The organism is Halalkaliarchaeum sp. AArc-CO, assembly GCF_024972735.1.
Taxonomy (GTDB): domain Archaea; phylum Halobacteriota; class Halobacteria; order Halobacteriales; family Haloferacaceae; genus Halalkaliarchaeum.
Window position 1 is genome coordinate 1,811,099 of record NZ_CP087723.1, and the last position, 17,370, is coordinate 1,828,468.

Consider the following 17,370-nt stretch of genomic DNA (forward strand, 5'->3'; position numbering starts at 1 on the left):
TTTCCTTTCGTATCCAGTGTCGAGACGGACAGTAAAGTTTTGAACCATAAGCAAACGCAAAACGCACTTGAGGATGGAAAGATACGGAGACACATGCGCACGCTCGACGAGACCGATCGCGAGATCCTCCGACTGCTGCTTTCGGATGCCCGACGGCCGTACAGCGACATCGCAGATCGCGTCGGCCTCTCGCCGCCGGCTGTCTCCGACCGCGTCGACCGCCTCCAGGAGCTCGGCGTTCTCGAGTCGTTCACGGTCACGCTCGACCGGTCGATGCTCACCGAGGGGGCACGCCTGCTGATCACCGTGACACTCGCCCCGACAGCGGACCCGGCGGTTGAGGATGTTTCAGCCCACGACAGGGTCGAACACGCGTTCCTGACGGCGGCCGGCGACCTGGTGTTCGTCGCGATCGTCTCCGACGGGGACGTCAGACCGCTGGTTTCGGAGCTGCTCGGTGAGGACGAAACGCTGCTCAGGGGACTCGAGGTCGAACTCCTCGCCGGATCGTCGTGGTCGCCCACGCTGGGGAACGCCGAACTGGCCGTCGAGTGCGTCGAATGTGGCAACACCGTCACGAGCGAGGGAGAGTCGGCCCGCATCGACGGCACCCTGTATCATTTCTGTTGTGGCTCGTGTCTGGCGAACTTCGAGGAACGGTTCGAACGGCTACAGGAAGGGGCAAAGGAAGGCGCCTGAGTCCGGAGATCCATCGAGTCCGGAGATCCGTCGAGTTCGGAGACCGCCCGAAGACGAGGACGAGAGGGTGGTCTCGGAGGGAAAGTGTTAGGGTCGTCTCGCTCGTGGTACCCACGACTAATGTCTGACATCGCCGGCATCATCCAGGAGATAACGGCGGACCTCGCCTCCAGGGACGGCATCGTTGTCGCGTTCAGTGGCGGCGTCGATTCCTCGGTCGTCGCCGCACTCGCACACGACGCCCTCGGCGACGACGCCGTCGCCGTGACCGCCAGAAGCGAAACGCTCCCGGAGGCGGAGCTCGAGTCGGCGAAACGCGTCGCTCGGGAGATCGGAATCCGACACGAGACCGTCTCGTTCAGCGAGCTGGACGACGATCGGTTCGTCGAAAACGACGACAAGCGGTGTTACTACTGCCGGACGATGCGGTTGGGTGAACTGTCCGACGCCGCAGCGAGGCTAGGAATCGACACCGTCTGTGACGGCACCAACGCCAGCGACGTCGACGGCGGCCATCGGCCGGGGCTGCAAGCTGTCGAGGAACAGGAGGCGTACTCGCCGCTTCTGGCGCACGACGTCACCAAAGCACAGGTTCGCGCCATCGCCTCGTCGTACGACCTGTCGGTTGCGGACAAACCGTCGATGGCCTGTCTCTCCTCCCGCATCCCGACCGGACAGGAAGTGACCGAAGCGCGGCTCTCCCGCATCGAGCGCGCCGAACAGTTCCTGCGCGAGTGGGGGTTCTCCCAGTTCCGCGTCCGGGACCACGACGGGATGGCCCGGATCGAAATCTGCGCGGACGAACTCGAAGCGGCGCTGGATCCGACGTTCGCACGGGTCGCAAGAGAACACGTTCGGGACGCCGGCTTCGACACCGTCACCCTGGACCTCGAAGGCTATCGGACCGGGAGCGTGAGCCCGGGTGGCGGGAACTGATCGGCTTCCCCGAGTGAGTAGGGAGTCGATCAAGTAGGGAGTCGGTCAGGTTCTGGCGATCTGTGCCGCCTGCGCGCCCGCGACGAACCCGGCGTCGATGTTCACCGTCGAGAGCACGGTACAGGACTGCAGCATCCCCGCGAGTGCCGCCTCGCCATCCCCGCCGTGACCGTATCCGATCGACACCGGCAGGCCGATCACCGGGCTGTCGACGAGCCCGGCGACGACGGTCGGCAGGGCACCCTCCCGTCCGGCGGCGACGACGACAGCGTCGGCGTTTGAAAGCGCTTCGGCCTCCGAGAGGATCCGGTGGATGCCGGCCACGCCGACATCGTAGAACGTCTCGACAGTACACCCCATCTCGCCGGCCGTCACGGCGGCCTCCTCGGCCACCGGAACGTCTGACGTCCCGCCGGAGACCACCGCGACCGTGCCCTCCGGCTCCGGCGGTTCGTACGCGGCAGTTCGGAGCACGAGGACCCGCGAGTCCGGATACCAGCCGACGTTGGTGGCGAGCGCCTCGAGCGTGTCGACTGCCGCCTCGTCGACTCGGGTGAAAACGACATGTCCCTGCTCGTCGAGAAACGAATCCGCAATCGAGCGCAACTGGTCGATCGACTTTCCGTCTCCGAGGACGACCTCCGGGATCCCGGCGCGGTCTCCCCTACCGGTGTCGAGGCGCGCGAAATCGTCGACGCGAGTGTACCCGTCCAGCTCCCGTCTGGCTTCCTCGACCGTTCGCTCACCCGAGGCGACGTCTTCGAGTACGTCCTGTAGATCCATGCACCCCCTCCGGGCGTCGACGAAGAAAAGCTAACCGCCATCCGCCTTGGGGAACGCGTGTTCCATGCGGTGGGAAGAAGTCTCCGTGAGGGTCGCTCCTGGCGTCCCGGAGACTGCTCAGATCCAGCCCTCTTCGACCAGCAGCTCGCCGTTGAGGATCGACGCGCCTGCCGCGCCGCGGATCGTGTTGTGAGCCAGACAGTTGTACTTCACCCCGTCGACGGTCGTCTCGATCCCGCCGGCGACGACCGCCATTCCCCGTTCGGTCATCCTGTCGAGGCGGGGTTGGGGCCGGTCGGGCTGTGCTTCGCCGAACACGTGTATCAACTGGTCGGGGGCGCTGGGGAGGTCGATCCCCGGCAGCGATCGCATCGCCGCCCGGACCTCCTCGGCGTCCGGTTCCGACGTGAGTCCGGCGAAGACGTTCTCGAGGTGGCCGTCGATCGTCGGGATCCGGTTGCAGGAGGCGGAGACGTCGGCGTCGTGAAGCTCGAGTTCGGCACCGTCGAACGAGCCAAGCAGCTTCCGGGATTCCGTCTCCATCTTCTCCTCTTCGCCGCCGATGTGGGGAAGGGCGTTGTCGATAATCTCCATCGAGGTGACGCCGGAGTACCCCGCCCCCGAGACCGCCTGCAGCGTCGAGACGTGGACGCTTTCGAGCCCGAACTCGTCGAGTGCTGCCAGGGTCGGGACCATCGTGATCGTCGAACAGTTCGGGTTCTTCACCAGTGCACCGTCCCAGCCACGTTCGTCCCGCTGGACCTCGATCAGTCCGAGATGATCCGGATTGATCTCCGGAATCGTGAGCGGTACGTCCGGGGCCATCCGGTCGTTCGAGGAGTTCGAGGAGACGACGTAGCCGTCCTCGAGGAACGCCGGCTCGATCTCGCTCGCGACGCCCGAGGGGAGCGAGGAGAACAGCAGGTCGACGTCGTCGGGGACCGCCTCTGGAATCGTTTCGACGACCTCCATCCCCGCGACATCCGCCGGGATCGGGGTGTCGACACGCCACTTCGCCGCCTCCGCGTACCGCTTGCCCGCGCTGGCTTCACTCGCGGTCACCGCGGCGAGTTCGAACGTCGGGTGGTCGTCGAGAAGCTGGATGAATCGCTGTCCGACCGCGCCGGTCGCGCCGAGAATGCCTACCTGTACAGTCATTGTCTGTGGATGGGCTACAGGGACATAAGTCGGTTCGGGTTCGCGTCGAAATCGCCGTCTGAAGCGTCGCCCTGCCGGGACGAACGCGGATCGGTATCGGGGAAGCCCGACAGACAAAACAAGTAAAGCACCGGGAGCCCTACCATATGCTGCGTGCCTCAAGTCCTCGCCCGAGTTCACCCGGACGGGTGCGATGACAGAGCGACGAACCCGGGCACGCGACAGCGCGTCCGCGGCACACAGCGGACCGCCCGGCACGAGGGTTTCCCGGTCGACGCGGCACGCCGCCGGAGATGAGACCGGACGTTAGTGTTCCGGGCGATATCTCGCTTTTGCAGCGACGAGAATGCGGAGCTGCCCGGGCATGTTAACAATCAGTACTTAAAAGATAATAGCTCAATTAATAAACCCCGATCCCCAAGCGCCGATTGATGAGCGACGAAGCCGGCGGGACCGAACGGCTCGAACTCGCGGTCCCGGAGATGGACTGTCCGTCGTGTGCCGGAAAAGTGGAAAACTCGCTCGATCGGACTGACGGGATCCTCGCGTACGAAACGCGTCCGACGGCGGGGAAAGTGATCGTCCGGTACGATCCCGACCGTCTCACCCCCGCAAAGCTGGCCGCGGCCGTCCGACGCGCGGGCTACTCGATTGCAGGGTCGTCTGTTCCACTCCCGGGCGTCACCGACACCACCGCCAACGTGGATGACGATGCCGGAGCTGGTAAGGACAAAAGCGCCGTCGGCGACCCCGACAGCGTCTGGCACAGCGAGCGGGCCATAAAAACCTGGATCAGCGGGATCTTCGCGATCGCCGGACTCCTGGTGGAGTTCCTGCTCACCGGGGTCAACGCGGAAGTGGCCGTACTCCTGGGGCGGGAGCTGCTCGTCGCCGACGTGCTCTTTCTCGTCGCGACGGCGGCCGCCGGGGAGACGATCCTCACGAACGGCTACTACTCCGCCAGAAACCGGAGCCTCGACATCGACCTGTTGATCTCGATTGCGATCATCGGCGCGCTGCTCGCCAGTTTCGGGTTCGGGGCTGGACTCTACCTGGAGGCGGCGCTTTTGTCGTTCCTGTTCAGCGTGGCGGAACTGCTCGAACAGTACTCCATCGACAGGGCACGGAGCTCACTCCGGGAGCTTTTGAACCTCTCGCCGGACGAAGCGACTATCAGGCGGGACGGCGAGGAACGGACGATCCCCGTCGAGGACGTCCGGATCGGCGACGTCGCGATCGTGCGGCCCGGCGAGAAGATTCCGATGGACGGCACCGTCCAGGCGGGTGAAAGTGCCGTCAACCAGGCGCCGATCACCGGCGAGTCAGTGCCGGTCGACAAGATGCCCGGCGACGAGGTGTTTGCAGGGACGATCAACGAGTCGGGGTACCTGGAGGTCGAAGTCACCGCCGAGGCCGCCGACAACACCCTCTCGCGGATCATCCAGCTGGTCGAGGACGCCCGGGCGAACCGGACCGAACGCGAGCAGTTCGTCGACCGGTTCGCCGGCTACTACACCCCGATCGTGGTCGCGCTGGCGGTGCTCACGGCGATCGTTCCGCCGTTTTTCATCGCCGACGGGCTGACCGTCGAGCTTCTGGCCGGTTACAGCTACACGTTCCCGGGGGCCTGGGAGGTGTGGTTCCTCTACGGGCTGACGCTTCTGGTGCTCGCGTGCCCGTGCGCGTTCGTCATCTCGACGCCCGTCTCGGTCGTCTCCGGGATCACGAGCGCCGCCAAGAACGGCGTCCTCATCAAGGGAGGCAACCACCTCGAGACGATGGGCGAAATCGACACGATCGCGCTCGACAAGACCGGCACCCTCACGAAAGGGGAGCTGGTCGTCACCGACGTCGTCCCGCTGAACGGCAACAGCGAGGCGGATGTCCTCCGGTGTGCCCGGGGGATCGAGTCCCGGTCCGAGCATCCCATCGGGGAGGCGATCGTCGAACACGCCGCCGATCGGGGAATCGACCGGCCCTCCGTCGGCGACTTCGAGAGCCTCACCGGCAAAGGCGTCGAGGCGACCGTCGGGGAGCGACGACATTACGCCGGCAAGCCCGGGCTCTTCGAGGAACTCGGGTTCGATCTGAGCCACGTCCACGCCGCCACCGACGGCGGGATCGTCACCGCAAAAAGCCGGAGCATCTGCGAGCGAAACGACTGTCTCGACCTGCTCGAGGACACGATCCCCCGGCTCCAATCGGAGGGGAAAACGGTCGTGCTGGTCGGCACGGAGAACGAACTCGAGGGGGTGATCGCCGTCGCCGACGAGCTCCGGCCGGAAGCGAAAGCGACCGTCGACCGGCTCCGGGAGCTCGGGATCGGTCGGATCGTCATGCTCACCGGCGACAACGAGCGGACCGCAGGTGCGATCGCCGCCGAGGTCGGCGTCGACGAGTACCGTGCAGGACTTCTGCCGGCAGGGAAAGTCGCGGCGATCGAGGAACTCGGACAGTCGGGGCGCGGCGTCGCGATGGTCGGCGACGGAGTCAACGACGCCCCCTCGCTTGCGACGGCAGACGTGGGGATCGCGATGGGCGCGGCCGGTACCGACACCGCGATCGAGACCGCCGACATCGCACTCATGGGGGACGATCTCTCTCGGCTGCCGTACCTCTATGAACTGTCACACCGTGCGAACGGCGTCATCAGACAGAACATCTGGTCGAGCCTCGCGGCGAAGGCGCTTCTGGCTGCCGGCGTCCCGTTCGGACTGGTGCCGGTCTGGGCGGCGGTGCTGATCGGCGATGCCGGTATGACCGTCGCCGTCACCGGCAACGCCCTTCGGCTCTCCCGGATCTCTCCCGCCGATTCGTAGCCGGATTCCCGTGGTCGCCCGATCAGCCTTCGCCCCCGGTTGCGAGCGGCCCGACGGTGATCCGGGCGTCGTAGACGGTGCGGTCGTGTTCGTCGCGGATCGAGACCTCGATCGTGTACTCGGCTCTCGGTACCCGATCGTCGGTCTCCACGACCAGCGGCTCGCCCGCCGAGAGGTTCTCCGTCGCCTCGTCGACACGCCGGATTTCGGTTCCGTTCTCGAAGACGGCGTACGAAATCCGATAGGGGAGCTGTATTTCGGAATCGGGGACGAACGTGTAGACGATACGGTCCTCGTCGGCGTGTGTGTCCGCCGAGAACACCGCCGGAGACGGCGGATCAGCAGGCTCGGCCGGATCCGGAGTGACCACCAGTCCCCCCAGGATGATCCCGAACGCCAGGCTGACGACTGCGACGACCAGCAACAGGGCGAGCACCTGACGCAGCGTGACGTTCCGGTCGAGTGCCGATTCCATAGCGGTGACTCTCCTCGGTTCCTTATAACCCGGCGGATCGAGAGATCGGGGCAGAAGCGACGGCAGCTATACGGCAGTCACGATGACGACTGCGTTCCAGGCGGTGACCAGCCCGCCGACCGTCGCCAGCGCCAGCGGCACCGCGACCCGGGCGGGGGTGTACAGGACCGACCAGACCGCGCCGAAGGAGACAAAGACGGCGAGTTTCAGTCCCAGCAGTCCGGCGTACCCGTACGTCTTCATCGCCGGCGCGGCAAGCGGTCCGGCCTCGGCGACGCCGCCGAACGAGAGACCGACGAGCGTCGAGACGGTGTCGCCGATCCCGTACAGCAGAACCGCAGCGATCCACAGCTCGCGCTCGTACTGAACCAGAAGCTCCATTCGATCGATCCATGGGCTAGGGAATCATCAGTGCGACGGCGGCGACCGACACGAGGATCGTGAACGTCACGATCAACAGGAAATCGATCGCCGGCGTGAGATAGCTGTCGACGGGGGCTTCCGTCGCGCCGTCGACGTCCAGTCGTGTGGAATCGGTTGCCATCTGTACGCTCGGAGGTTTCCACTTTTAGTACAAAAAGTTCCGCCCCGAATTATCGGGTGTGATAGAGAGTAGCCGGTGTCAGTCGGCCGTAACTTCGACCCGGTTTTCGGTGACGTGGAGGTAGGTGATCGACGAAATTTCGTCGTTATCTATTTCGAAGTCCAGCGACGCACCTCCCGAGTAAACGAGATCGGACGGATTCCCGTTGAAATCCACGGATTCGATGACTAACGCGCCCTGGATATTAGGGGATTGTTCTCCTCCGCCGTCGAGGGTAGCCTCCGAGTATGGTGCATAAATAAATCCGGTCAACTGTGAGTTGCCAGAAATAGAAACAGTTGTGTTTGACGAGTGGACTAACACGAGCAAGTTCTCTGGATCCTCGTCGGTGTTCATCTCCGCGTTACCGCTGATTGTCACGTCACCCCTGACGTAAAATGTAACTAGCCCATCACCATCGATATCTGCATCATCCAACGTAACGTCCCCATCGACCACGAGATCGATATCACCCGACGTAGTGTCAAAAGTTATGTCCTCGAACGATTCATCTTCATCGGCGTAATACGTTCCGTTCTGAATAGTATTCGATTCGACAGCATCCGAGAGGTCTTTACAGTCTTCTGTCTCACAATAGTCGATCTGATCGTCGATTTGGGGACTAACTGAGGGACGATAGACGCCTTCCGCCCACTCGCCCTGAATGCTGTTATGTCTATCTTCTACGCCATCTTCATCAGTTGTCGCAACTCCATGTTCGAACGTCTCCTGAAAGGGTACAGTAAGATTCACCCACACTGTCCGGTTATCTGGGTCGTGCGTGACGCTCCCGTCAGTTCTGGTCTCGAAGAACTCTTTCCATCCGTAGTGGTAGTCACTGGTCACCTCAACGTGAACGTGTCCACCCTCGAGAGGATTGGTGTGTGTTTCGTTCGGGAAGTGACGATCGAAGTCGGACTCGCTGACTGTAATCTGGTCGCCGGGTGACGCCCCCGACGTGTCGCCCTCGACTTTTACCATCGGAAACGTCAGCGTCCGATCCCGATAATGGTATTCGGGCGGAGACACCATCTTGCTCCAGCCGTTCTCGGCGCGCCAGACGCCACCACCCTGGTAGGCGACTGTCCGGTCCCCGGATTCGTAGACGACTTTGCCGAACTGTTCTTCGGCGATCGGAACCTCGGTTTCGTTCTCGTCGATCCACGTGACAGTAATTTCGCCTGCACCCTCGTCGACGTAAACACTCCCGCTCCCGCCGTGTTGACCCAGCCGGACTGACTTCTTCGGCGACTCCCCGAGCGCGACTTCCGCAGCGCTGGAGTCGAACTGCGTCATCGCCGCCTCCGCCTGGCTCGCCTGGGCGGACTCCTCGACGTCCGCGATCGCCACCGCCCCAACCGCGACGACCACGCCGACGACCGCAAGCGAGAGTCCGATCACCAGAATGTACCCGACGACGGCGGACTGCCCCCTGGATCTGCCGACACACCCCATAGTATTGTGTAAATTGGCCGATAGCACTGACTTAAAAGCGGCGGCCGAGTTATCACTGTTGATTTTCCGGACGTCCGGTCAGTCGAACGAGTGGATCCCCGCCGTCGTCACCTCACAGCCGTCCTCGGTGACGAGAAGAGTGTGTTCCGCCTGGCTGACCAGACAGTCTGTGTCCTCTTTTAAGACGGGGTAGCCCTTCACGACGTCTCGCTGTTTGAGCCGTCGCAGCGCCATCTCGACGCCGGTCCCCTCGAGCCATCTGGCCGCAAACGGGAGCCCGTCGAGTTCTCGAATCTGGTCCAGGACGTCACGGGCCCGACGATCGCGGACGCTCCGGTCCCGCTCCAGTTCGAAGATCTCCTCGGTGGCCCCCTCGCCGACTTTGCCCCGCCCGTCGGTGGCGAACGGTTCGATGGCGATCGCCTGTCCGGGTTCGAGTTCGACCGACCGATCGACGCCGCGGTTGGGGACGTTCGGTCCAGTGTGGGCGTCGTACTGCTGGACGCCGTGACCCGAGAGGTTGAGCACCGGCGTGTAACCGTAGCCGCGGATGACGTCCTCGATCGCCCGACCGACCTCGCCGACCGGAACCCCGGGACCGACCTCGTCGACTGCGGCCTCCAGTGCGGACTCGGAGGCCTCGACGAGTTCGTCGTTGCCAGTGTAGTCGACGGTCACCGCGGCGTCGGCGATGTAGCCGTCGACGTGGACGCCGATGTCGAGACAGACCATCTCCTCGCCGAACGTGGTTTCGTCCTCGCGTCCCGGCGTGGCGTGGGACGCCTCCTCGTCGACGCTTATATTCACCGGGAACGCGATGCCCGCGTCCGCCTCTCGGATCCGATCTTCGGCGTACTCGGCGACCTCGAGGTGGGTCACGCCCGGTTCGATCATCTCCCGGGCCTCGTTCATCGTCTCGACCAGGATCTCCCCCGCTTCCCTGTAGCATTCGACGGCGTGCTCGTCGAGGTCTCCGTAACTCATACCGTGGGATTGAGGCGAGGCTGCCAAAGAGGTTGCGGGAGGCGATTCGACCACCCGACGACACTCGCGATCGTCCGACGACACTCGCGATCGTCCGACGGCGCTCGCGATCGTCCGACGGCGCTCGCGATCGCCCGACGACCCTCGCGCCCGCCGCGTCAGCGATCGACGGCGACGCTCGTCTGCATCCCGTCGGTGTTGAAGGCACTACCGGCCGCCGAGTCGTCGAGGACGATGATCCCCGCTCCCGACCCCGTGAGTTCCTCGAACTCCTCGATCGCCCGATCGGCCGCCGCTTGGGCGCTGTGACCCTCTTCGAGGAGATCGACGGCCCGTCGCGAGAGCGTCACCCGGGCGATGTCCTCCCCCGCCCCAGTCGCAGAGGCCCCGCCGGCGGGCGTACAGTAAAACCCGGACCCCACCTGCGGCACGTCGCCGACCCGCCCCGCGAGTGCGTACGATCGCCCGCCGGTCGAGGTCGCAGCAGCGAACGTCTCCCTGTCTGCGGCTACGGCGCCGACCGTGTCGTGATCCGGCGCCTGTGTCGCGTCGGACTCGTCGCCTCCACGTTCGCCGGCCTGGTCGTCGCCGCCGCCGAACCGCGAATCCAGCCAGGCGAGTTGGTCGCGGGGGGAGCCGTCCGGTGGACTCTCGGACTCGAAGGACTCCCGTTTGTCGGCAGTCAGTAGATCCGTCTCGGTTCCGACGCCGAAGTCCGCCGCGAGATCGACGGCGTGAACGCCCGAAACGAGCACGTGGGGGGTCGCCTCGAGGACGACCCGCGCGACCGACACCGCGTGTTCGACCCCCGGCATCGAACACGCCGCGCCGACCTCGCGGTCCGATCGCATGACGCCTGCGTCCGTCCTGACGATCCCGTCGGCCTGTACAGCTCCCCCGACGCCGGCGTTGAACCGCTCGTCGGATTCGAGCACCCGAACGGCCGCCTCGACGGCGTCGAGCGGCTCCGGCGAGGACGCCCCTACCGCCGCCGCCTCGTCGAGTACCGCCTGTCGTTCCTCGGGTTCATCGGGCGTGCTCCCGGCGCCGCCGTGAACGATCACTCGCATGCCCGGGTGAAATCCGGGCGTCGCCTTAAGAACCCGGGAAGCGGTCAACTACCCCACCCTACTGCGCTCGGGCAGATGACCTGCCACTCGCTCGTTGAGGGTGGGGCCTCCGCCTTGAATTGGGTGAACCGACCGCCGTGCCGTTCCAGTATTGTGAACTATCAACACGACAAGTGTTGTCATCATTCGTTGAAAACGGCAGTAACTTTAGGCCCCCCTCGGAAGCTTCGGACGTTCATGAGCTACGAGCAAATAGAAGTTCCCGAAGACGGGGAGCCGATCGAGCTTGTCGACAAAGAAACCGGCGAGCTGGACGTCCCCGAAAACCCAATCGTTCCGATCATCCACGGTGACGGGATCGGCACTGACGTCGGCCCGGCAGCCCAGAAGGTCCTCGACGCAGCTGCCGAGGCGACAGGGCGCTCGATCGCCTGGATGCGCGTGTACGCCGGCGCCTCCGCCCGCGAGCGCTACGACGAGAACCTGCCCGAGGATACCGTGACGGCGATCCGAAATCACCGTGTCGCTATTAAGGGCCCGCTCACGACTCCGGTCGGCGCCGGATTCCGATCGTTGAACGTCGCGCTCCGGCAGAGGCTTGACCTGTATGCGAACGTCCGCCCCACCTACCATCTCGAGGGCGTCCCGTCGCCGGTCGTCGACCCAGAGGAGATGGATATGGTGACGTTCCGGGAGAACACCGAGGACGTCTACGCCGGCATCGAGTGGGAGGCCGGCACCGACGAGGTCGAAGAGGTACGGGAGTTCCTCGAAGACGAGATGGAGGTCGAGGACGTCATCCACGACGGCCCCGTCGGGATCGGGGTAAAGCCGATCTCGGAGTTCGGCTCCAAGCGCCTCGTCCGGGAGGCGATCGACTACGCGATCGAGAACGACCGCGACTCCGTCACCCTCGTGCACAAGGGGAACATCATGAAGTTCACCGAAGGTGCCTTCCGCGACTGGGGGTACGAGGTTGCCGAGGAAGAGTACGGCGACGACGTCATCACCGAAGACGAACTCTGGGAGGGGTTCGACGGCGAACGCCCCGACGGGACGCTCGTCGTGAAGGATCGCATCGCCGACAACATGCTCCAGCAGCTGCTCACCCGTACCGCCGACTACGACGTGATCGCGACGATGAACCTCAACGGCGATTACCTCTCGGACGCCGCTGGCGCCCAGATCGGCGGGCTCGGCATCGCCCCGGGTGCGAACTTCGGCCACGGACGGTGTCTCGCGGAGCCGGTCCACGGATCCGCGCCGAAGTACGCCGGCGAGGACAAGGTGAACCCGACGGCGATGATCCTCTCGGGACGGATCATGCTCGAGTATCTCGGCTGGAACGACGCCGCAGACCTCGTCCGCGACGCCGTCGAGGAAACCATCGCCTCCGGACAGGTGACCTACGACCTCCACCGACAGATCGAGGGCGGAACGAAGCTCGCGACCAGCGAGTTCGCCGACGCCGTCGTCGAGCGAATCCACGACCTGGCCTGAAAAACGGAGGACGGATCCCTTATTCGGCCGCGATGACGTCGTCGATCCGGAGGATCATCGTCGCGGCCTCGGTGGCCGACTGGACGGCTTCCCGCTTTACCGCCGCCGGATCGAGCACGCCGGCCTCGATCGGATCGCCGACCTCGCCGGCTCGGCCGGTAGAGATGAGCCCCGCACAGCCCGCCGACTCGTGGAGAGCACGGAGATCCACCATCGCGTCGATCGGATCCAGCCCCGTGTTCTCCGCGAGCGTCCGCGGGAGCGCGTCGACGGCGTCGGCGAACGCCTCGATCGCGAGCTGTTTGCGACCCTCGACGCTCGCCGCAGAGGCCCGGACGTGATCGCTGATCGCGATCTCGGTGGCGCCGGCGCCGGGAACAACCCCGCCGCTGTCGATCGCTGCGACGGTCACGTCGACGGCATCGGTGATCGCGCGCTCGAGTTCGTCGACGACGTGTTCGGTGCCGCCCCGGAGGAACAGCGTCACCGCCGCCGACGCCGCACCGCCTTCGACGAAGACGAGGTCGTCCTCGTCGTATCGCTCGACGGTGACGTTCTCGGCGCTGCCCAGATCGCTCTCTTCGATGTCAGTCAGCGTGCCGAGCCGGTTCGCCCCGGTCGCACGTGCGAGCGAACGGGCGTCCTTCGACTTGACGTTCCCGAACGCGAGGATTCCGGCGTCGGCGAGGTATCCTGCGACGCGGTCGTCGATCTTCTTCGTACAGAAGAGCACGTCGACGCCGGCCTCCGAGAGGGCCTCGGCGTAGCCCCGGAGTTCGCGGTCCTCGGCCTCGATTGCGGCGTTGAGCTGGTCGACATCCGAGATCGTGTACTCCGCGTCGATCTCGCTTTCGCGGACCTCGAGTTTCGAATCGAGGACGGCAACGGTCGCGTCTTCGACCGTCCGTGGCATGTTGTCGTCTGCGGGCTCCTCGTCGACGAGCACGCCCTCGACGAGGTCCGAGGCGGAGGAGCTCGCGCCGGTTCGGGTGTGGACGTGGACGTCCTCACGATCGATGCCGTCGTCGGTCTCCACCTGCCGAACCGCGCGAACGACGAGTTCGGCAAGCCGATCGGCGGTGACGTCACCGGTTCCCTTGCCGGTCATCGACGATTCGGCGACGGACACGAGCAGGTCGTCGTCGATATCGCCGCCGTCGCTGCCGTCGATCACCGCCTCGTCGATCGCATCCTCGGCCAGCCGCGCTGCCTCGTAGTACCCTTCGACGATGACCGTCGGGTGGAGGTCGTCTTCGAGGAGATCCTCGGCGCGGGAGAGCAGTTCGCCGGTCAGTACCGCCGCCGTCGTCGTTCCGTCGCCGACTTCCTCCTCCTGGGTTTCGGACACCTCGACGATCATCTGGGCAGCCGGATGCTCAATGTCCATCTCTTCGAGGATCGTCGCCCCATCGTTCGTGACGACGACTGTCCCCGAGGAGTCGATGAGCATCTTGTCCATCCCGCGAGGACCGAGCGTGGTGCGTACCGCGTTGGCGACGGCTTTCCCCGCCCGGATGTTCGACTCCTGGGCGGCGGCGCCGGTCGTTCGTTGGCTATCCTCGGAGAGAATGAACAGGGGTTGTTGCATGCGTGCTCCCATAATCACCGGAGAGATGGTTTGCAGTTCTATATATAAGTTACTATAATCTACGAACTGCTGGGGTAGACAGATAGATAGACAGGCAGACAGATCACCCGAAGCTGTGGACGAATCGGGGACGACCGCACGCCAGCGGAATCAGGGACGACCGCACGCCAGCGATCAGATAAAGGGGCACGATATTTCGGCACATCTCTTTCGGCGTTCCCACCAGAACTTCTAACGCGGCTGCTGTCCAAATTCAGATGAGAACGACTCGCGTCTCGACTACCCGACCCCCGCCCGACAGGACAGCCCGAACCGGTCAGACCGAACAGTTCGAACCTAACCGACAGCTCCTGGTCTCACAGACACCGACCAATGTATCCCGATCCAGCGTTCGTCCCAGTCGCATCGTGGCTCCTCGGCGACGCAGGCGCGTCGCTTTGTACTGCCCTCGCATCGACCATCGCCCCGGGCGTGCTAAGCGGCGATCCGGAACTTCTGAGCCGGATCCAGTTCGCCTGGACGATCACGATCCACATCGTCTTCGCGTCGCTTTCCGTCGGCCTCGCTCCTCTCATCGTTTACTTCACCTACAAGGACGTGAAGACTGGAAGCGACCGGTACGCCCAGTTGCGTGACTTCTGGGTGAAGGTGTTCGCACTCGGATTCGTCATGGGGACGGCAACCGGAATCCCGATGAGCTTTCAGTTCGGGACGAATTTTCCGATCTTCGCCGAGTTCGCCGGCGAATTGATTGGGGGTCCGCTGGCGTTCGAGGCGAAGATGGCGTTTTTCCTCGAGGCCGTCTTCCTCGGGGTGCTGCTGTTCGGTCGCGAACGGGTGAGCGACCGGACGTACGTCGCCTCGTCGGTCCTCGTCGCGATCGGGGCGTGGCTGTCGGCGTTCTGGATCATCGTCGTCAACGCGTGGATGCAGACGCCCCAGGGATTCGATCTCGCCGGCGACGTCGCGACGATGACCGATCCAGTCGCCGCGATCGTCACGCCGCGGTTGGCGTGGATGTACGTCCACATGCAGCTGTCTGCGGTGATCGCCGTCGCGCTGCTGGTGGCCGGCGTCGGGGCGTACCTCCTGTGGAAACACGACGGCGACGACGCCTGGCGGACGGCGGTGACGATCGCGCTGGTGGTGCTCGTGATCTCGGCGCCCGTACAGGCGCTGCAGGGCGACGCCTACGCCAAACACGTCGAGGACACCCAGCCCGCGAAGTTCGCAGCCATGGAGGCCCACTACGAGACCGACGAGGGCGTGGCACTCCACGTGATCGCGTTCCCCAAGACGCTGGAGGGGTTCACTGATCCGCGGGCGGAGAACCTCTATACGTTGAGCGTACCGATGTTGGTCTCGTATCTCCTGGAAGGTGACCCCGGTGCGGAGGTGATCGGGCTCAACGAGTTCGAACACACCCCACCGGTGGCGATCGTGTTCTGGTCGTTCCGCATCATGGTCGGGCTCGGAATGTGGTTCATCTTCCTGGGTCTGTGGGGTACGTATCGACGGTATCAGGGCCGACTCTCCGAAAGCGATCGCCTCCTGAAAGCGTTGATGTTGTCGACGCCGCTGGGGTTCCTCGCGATGATCGCGGGGTGGTACACCACCGAAGTCGGACGCCAGCCGTGGATGGTGCAGGACGAACTGCTCGTGGGTGAAAGCGTCTCGCCGGTGTTGACTGGCGGGGAGGCAACGCTGTCCGTCGCGGCGTTCGTCGTCGTCTTCGGTGGCCTGTTCCTGATCGCTCTCTACGCGTTCGGTCGGCTGGTCGCGGCCGAGTCGCGACGCCTCTCTACGGCCGACACGAAGCACCCGACTGGACCTGAGCCAACCAGTCCGGGCTCCTCCGGTGCCGAAGGGGGAGATCAGTGATGACGGTCCCGCTGTTCCTCGCCGACGGCTATCTCGTGCCCTGGCTGCCGGAGTTCTGGTTCGGGGTCGTCGTCTTCACCCTCGCGATGTACGTGTTCCTCGACGGCTTCGACTTCGGGATCGGCATCGTCTACCCTCTGGCTCGCGACGAACGCGAACGGGAGACGCTACTGGCTGCGTTCGGGCCGGTCTGGAAGGCGAACGAGGTCTGGCTGGTCGGCTTCGGGACGATCCTTTTGGGAGCGTTCCCGCCGGTGTACGCCCGACTCCTGAGCGAACACTACCTGCTCGCGATCGCGATCGTCCTCGCGTTGCTGTTCCGGGGCGTTTCCGTAAAGCTCCGCGAGGAGCGCGACGACGAGGCATGGGTGCGTGCCTGCGACCGGGCGTTCGTCGCCGGGAGCGTGATCTCGCCGTTCCTGATCGGAACCCTCGTCGGCAGCTGGGTGTTCGCGTCCGGAACCGCGAGCGTCCCGGCCCTGGCGACGGGCGTCCTCCTGGTCGCGCTCTCGGCGACGACCGGAACAGCGTATCTGGGTGTGAAACTCCGTGGCGATCTGCGCGATCGGATGGCCGCATACGGCCGGCTCGTCGGCGCGATCTATCTCGGTGCCGTCGTCGTCGTGTTGGGCGTTCTGCTCGCGCTCGACGTTCGGGGTCTCCGGGGGATCGTTTTTACCCCCGGTGTGCTCGTCCCGGTCGTCGGGACGGTCGCGTTCGGGGTCGCGACGATCGGGTTGGCGAGTCGGCGGGCGTACCGGGGATTCCTCGCCGCGACCGCCGGGCTGTCGATCTCGCTCGTCGGACTCGTTGCAGCCCTGCTGTATCCGACGATCTACCCGGCTGCAGAGCTTACGGTCAGGGAAGCCGTCGTTTCCCCGATCCCCCTGAACCTGCTTACGGTGCTCGGACTCCCCGTTCTCCTGCTCGTCGTGGGATACTTCCTGTACCTCTATCGCGTGTTCGAAGGGCCCGTCGACGTCGGGGACGGCGAGGGAGGATACGGCGTCGGCGACGATTGACCCGACTCGTCGACGTCAGAGCCGAACTCGTCGACGTCGCTTCCGGGAGGACGGGACGTCCTTCGAAATCCTTTTACTGCTTTCGGGGAGAAATAGGGACAACTAACCATGGAAATCGACGTCATCTCCGAAGAGGAGAACCCAATGTTGCACCGGACCGACGTCCGCTTCGAGATCTCACACGACGACGCGACGCCCTCGCGACTGTCCGTGCGAGACTCGCTTGCGGCGAAACTCGACAAAGACTCCGCAGAAGTCATCGTCCACGAACTCGCCACCAAGTTCGGCATGCGCAAGACGGTCGGCTACGCGAAGGTGTACGACTCGCCCGAGATTGCAAAGGACGTCGAACAGGAATACATGCTCGACCGGAACAAGATCGGCGACGACGGCGAGCAGGCTGCCGAAGAGGCGTAA

16 protein-coding genes are annotated in these 17,370 nt (G+C 64.6%); 7 read left to right on the forward strand and 9 right to left on the reverse strand.

The window, feature by feature from the left end:
- Positions 1-93 precede the first annotated feature (93 nt).
- Both AArcCO_RS09680 and larE read left to right on the forward strand, forming a co-directional pair.
- The gene (locus tag AArcCO_RS09680) at positions 94-699 is read left to right on the forward strand and encodes an AsnC family transcriptional regulator (RefSeq protein ID WP_259533225.1); all 606 of its coding nucleotides are present in this window, start codon (positions 94-96) and stop codon (positions 697-699) included.
- A 120-nt stretch (positions 700-819) separates the two neighbouring features.
- On the forward strand, positions 820-1,635 hold the full coding sequence (larE, locus tag AArcCO_RS09685) for an ATP-dependent sacrificial sulfur transferase LarE (protein ID WP_259533226.1): 816 nt from the start codon (positions 820-822) through the stop codon (positions 1,633-1,635).
- A gap of 45 nt (positions 1,636-1,680) precedes the next feature.
- On the opposite strand, the gene larB is transcribed toward larE, so the two are convergent.
- Together larB and asd are read right to left on the reverse strand one after the other, a co-directional pair.
- Entirely contained in the window at positions 1,681-2,418 is a 738-nt protein-coding gene (gene larB, locus AArcCO_RS09690) for a nickel pincer cofactor biosynthesis protein LarB (protein ID WP_259533227.1), read from the reverse strand.
- A gap of 117 nt (positions 2,419-2,535) precedes the next feature.
- On the reverse strand, positions 2,536-3,576 hold the full coding sequence (gene asd / locus AArcCO_RS09695; RefSeq protein WP_259533228.1) for an aspartate-semialdehyde dehydrogenase: 1,041 nt from the start codon (positions 3,574-3,576) through the stop codon (positions 2,536-2,538).
- Between the two features lie 431 nt (positions 3,577-4,007).
- Here asd and AArcCO_RS09700 point away from each other — a divergent pair, with 431 nt between their 5' ends.
- The gene (locus AArcCO_RS09700) at positions 4,008-6,395 is read left to right on the forward strand and encodes a heavy metal translocating P-type ATPase (protein WP_259533230.1); all 2,388 of its coding nucleotides are present in this window, start codon (positions 4,008-4,010) and stop codon (positions 6,393-6,395) included.
- Between the two features lie 22 nt (positions 6,396-6,417).
- Here AArcCO_RS09700 and AArcCO_RS09705 read toward each other — a convergent pair whose 3' ends face one another.
- The 6 genes from AArcCO_RS09705 to AArcCO_RS09730 all read right to left on the reverse strand — a co-directional run bounded on the left by AArcCO_RS09705 (position 6,418) and on the right by AArcCO_RS09730 (position 10,962).
- On the reverse strand, positions 6,418-6,870 hold the full coding sequence (locus AArcCO_RS09705) for a hypothetical protein (protein WP_259533231.1): 453 nt from the start codon (positions 6,868-6,870) through the stop codon (positions 6,418-6,420).
- 66 nt (positions 6,871-6,936) lie between these two features.
- Complete coding sequence (locus AArcCO_RS09710; RefSeq protein ID WP_259533232.1) at positions 6,937-7,251, reverse strand: DUF5658 family protein; 315 nt, start codon at positions 7,249-7,251, stop codon at positions 6,937-6,939.
- 16 nt (positions 7,252-7,267) lie between these two features.
- Positions 7,268-7,414 (reverse strand): hypothetical protein, encoded by a 147-nt coding sequence (locus AArcCO_RS09715; protein WP_259533233.1) that lies wholly within the window; start codon positions 7,412-7,414, stop codon positions 7,268-7,270.
- A gap of 78 nt (positions 7,415-7,492) precedes the next feature.
- Positions 7,493-8,749, reverse strand: coding sequence for a DUF7289 family protein (locus tag AArcCO_RS09720; RefSeq protein ID WP_259533234.1), 1,257 nt, complete (start codon positions 8,747-8,749; stop codon positions 7,493-7,495).
- Between the two features lie 237 nt (positions 8,750-8,986).
- Positions 8,987-9,892, reverse strand: coding sequence for a type II methionyl aminopeptidase (map, locus tag AArcCO_RS09725; RefSeq protein WP_259533235.1), 906 nt, complete (start codon positions 9,890-9,892; stop codon positions 8,987-8,989).
- A gap of 158 nt (positions 9,893-10,050) precedes the next feature.
- On the reverse strand, positions 10,051-10,962 hold the full coding sequence (locus AArcCO_RS09730; protein ID WP_259533236.1) for an isoaspartyl peptidase/L-asparaginase: 912 nt from the start codon (positions 10,960-10,962) through the stop codon (positions 10,051-10,053).
- A 237-nt stretch (positions 10,963-11,199) separates the two neighbouring features.
- On the opposite strand from AArcCO_RS09730, the gene icd reads away from it, so the two are divergent.
- Entirely contained in the window at positions 11,200-12,462 is a 1,263-nt protein-coding gene (gene icd, locus AArcCO_RS09735) for an isocitrate dehydrogenase (NADP(+)) (protein ID WP_259533237.1), read from the forward strand.
- A gap of 19 nt (positions 12,463-12,481) precedes the next feature.
- On the opposite strand, the gene thsA is transcribed toward icd, so the two are convergent.
- A complete protein-coding gene (gene thsA / locus AArcCO_RS09740) occupies positions 12,482-14,050 on the reverse strand; it encodes a thermosome subunit alpha (RefSeq protein WP_259533238.1) in 1,569 nt (522 codons plus the stop codon).
- Between the two features lie 372 nt (positions 14,051-14,422).
- On the opposite strand from thsA, the gene AArcCO_RS09745 reads away from it, so the two are divergent.
- From AArcCO_RS09745 to AArcCO_RS09755, 3 genes are all read left to right on the forward strand, one after another.
- Positions 14,423-15,931 (forward strand): cytochrome ubiquinol oxidase subunit I, encoded by a 1,509-nt coding sequence (locus AArcCO_RS09745; RefSeq protein WP_259533239.1) that lies wholly within the window; start codon positions 14,423-14,425, stop codon positions 15,929-15,931.
- Entirely contained in the window at positions 15,931-16,953 is a 1,023-nt protein-coding gene (locus tag AArcCO_RS09750; RefSeq protein WP_259533240.1) for a cytochrome d ubiquinol oxidase subunit II, read from the forward strand. Before AArcCO_RS09745 ends, AArcCO_RS09750 begins: the two co-directional genes overlap by 1 nt.
- A 108-nt stretch (positions 16,954-17,061) precedes the next feature.
- Entirely contained in the window at positions 17,062-17,370 is a 309-nt protein-coding gene (locus tag AArcCO_RS09755) for a 30S ribosomal protein S24e (protein WP_259533241.1), read from the forward strand.

Coding starts and splice junctions, on each gene's coding strand:
- thsA (WP_259533238.1), bottom strand. CDS start 14,050: ATGCAACAACCCCTGTTCATTCTCTCCGAGGATAGCCAACGAACGACC.
- AArcCO_RS09750 (WP_259533240.1), top strand. CDS start 15,931: ATGACGGTCCCGCTGTTCCTCGCCGACGGCTATCTCGTGCCCTGGCTG.
- AArcCO_RS09705 (WP_259533231.1), bottom strand. CDS start 6,870: ATGGAATCGGCACTCGACCGGAACGTCACGCTGCGTCAGGTGCTCGCC.
- larB (WP_259533227.1), bottom strand. CDS start 2,418: ATGGATCTACAGGACGTACTCGAAGACGTCGCCTCGGGTGAGCGAACG.
- AArcCO_RS09710 (WP_259533232.1), bottom strand. CDS start 7,251: ATGGAGCTTCTGGTTCAGTACGAGCGCGAGCTGTGGATCGCTGCGGTT.
- AArcCO_RS09700 (WP_259533230.1), top strand. CDS start 4,008: ATGAGCGACGAAGCCGGCGGGACCGAACGGCTCGAACTCGCGGTCCCG.
- AArcCO_RS09680 (WP_259533225.1), top strand. CDS start 94: ATGCGCACGCTCGACGAGACCGATCGCGAGATCCTCCGACTGCTGCTT.
- icd (WP_259533237.1), top strand. CDS start 11,200: ATGAGCTACGAGCAAATAGAAGTTCCCGAAGACGGGGAGCCGATCGAG.
- AArcCO_RS09720 (WP_259533234.1), bottom strand. CDS start 8,749: ATGACGCAGTTCGACTCCAGCGCTGCGGAAGTCGCGCTCGGGGAGTCG.
- AArcCO_RS09715 (WP_259533233.1), bottom strand. CDS start 7,414: ATGGCAACCGATTCCACACGACTGGACGTCGACGGCGCGACGGAAGCC.
- asd (WP_259533228.1), bottom strand. CDS start 3,576: ATGACTGTACAGGTAGGCATTCTCGGCGCGACCGGCGCGGTCGGACAG.
- larE (WP_259533226.1), top strand. CDS start 820: ATGTCTGACATCGCCGGCATCATCCAGGAGATAACGGCGGACCTCGCC.
- AArcCO_RS09745 (WP_259533239.1), top strand. CDS start 14,423: ATGTATCCCGATCCAGCGTTCGTCCCAGTCGCATCGTGGCTCCTCGGC.
- AArcCO_RS09755 (WP_259533241.1), top strand. CDS start 17,062: ATGGAAATCGACGTCATCTCCGAAGAGGAGAACCCAATGTTGCACCGG.
- map (WP_259533235.1), bottom strand. CDS start 9,892: ATGAGTTACGGAGACCTCGACGAGCACGCCGTCGAATGCTACAGGGAA.
- AArcCO_RS09730 (WP_259533236.1), bottom strand. CDS start 10,962: ATGCGAGTGATCGTTCACGGCGGCGCCGGGAGCACGCCCGATGAACCC.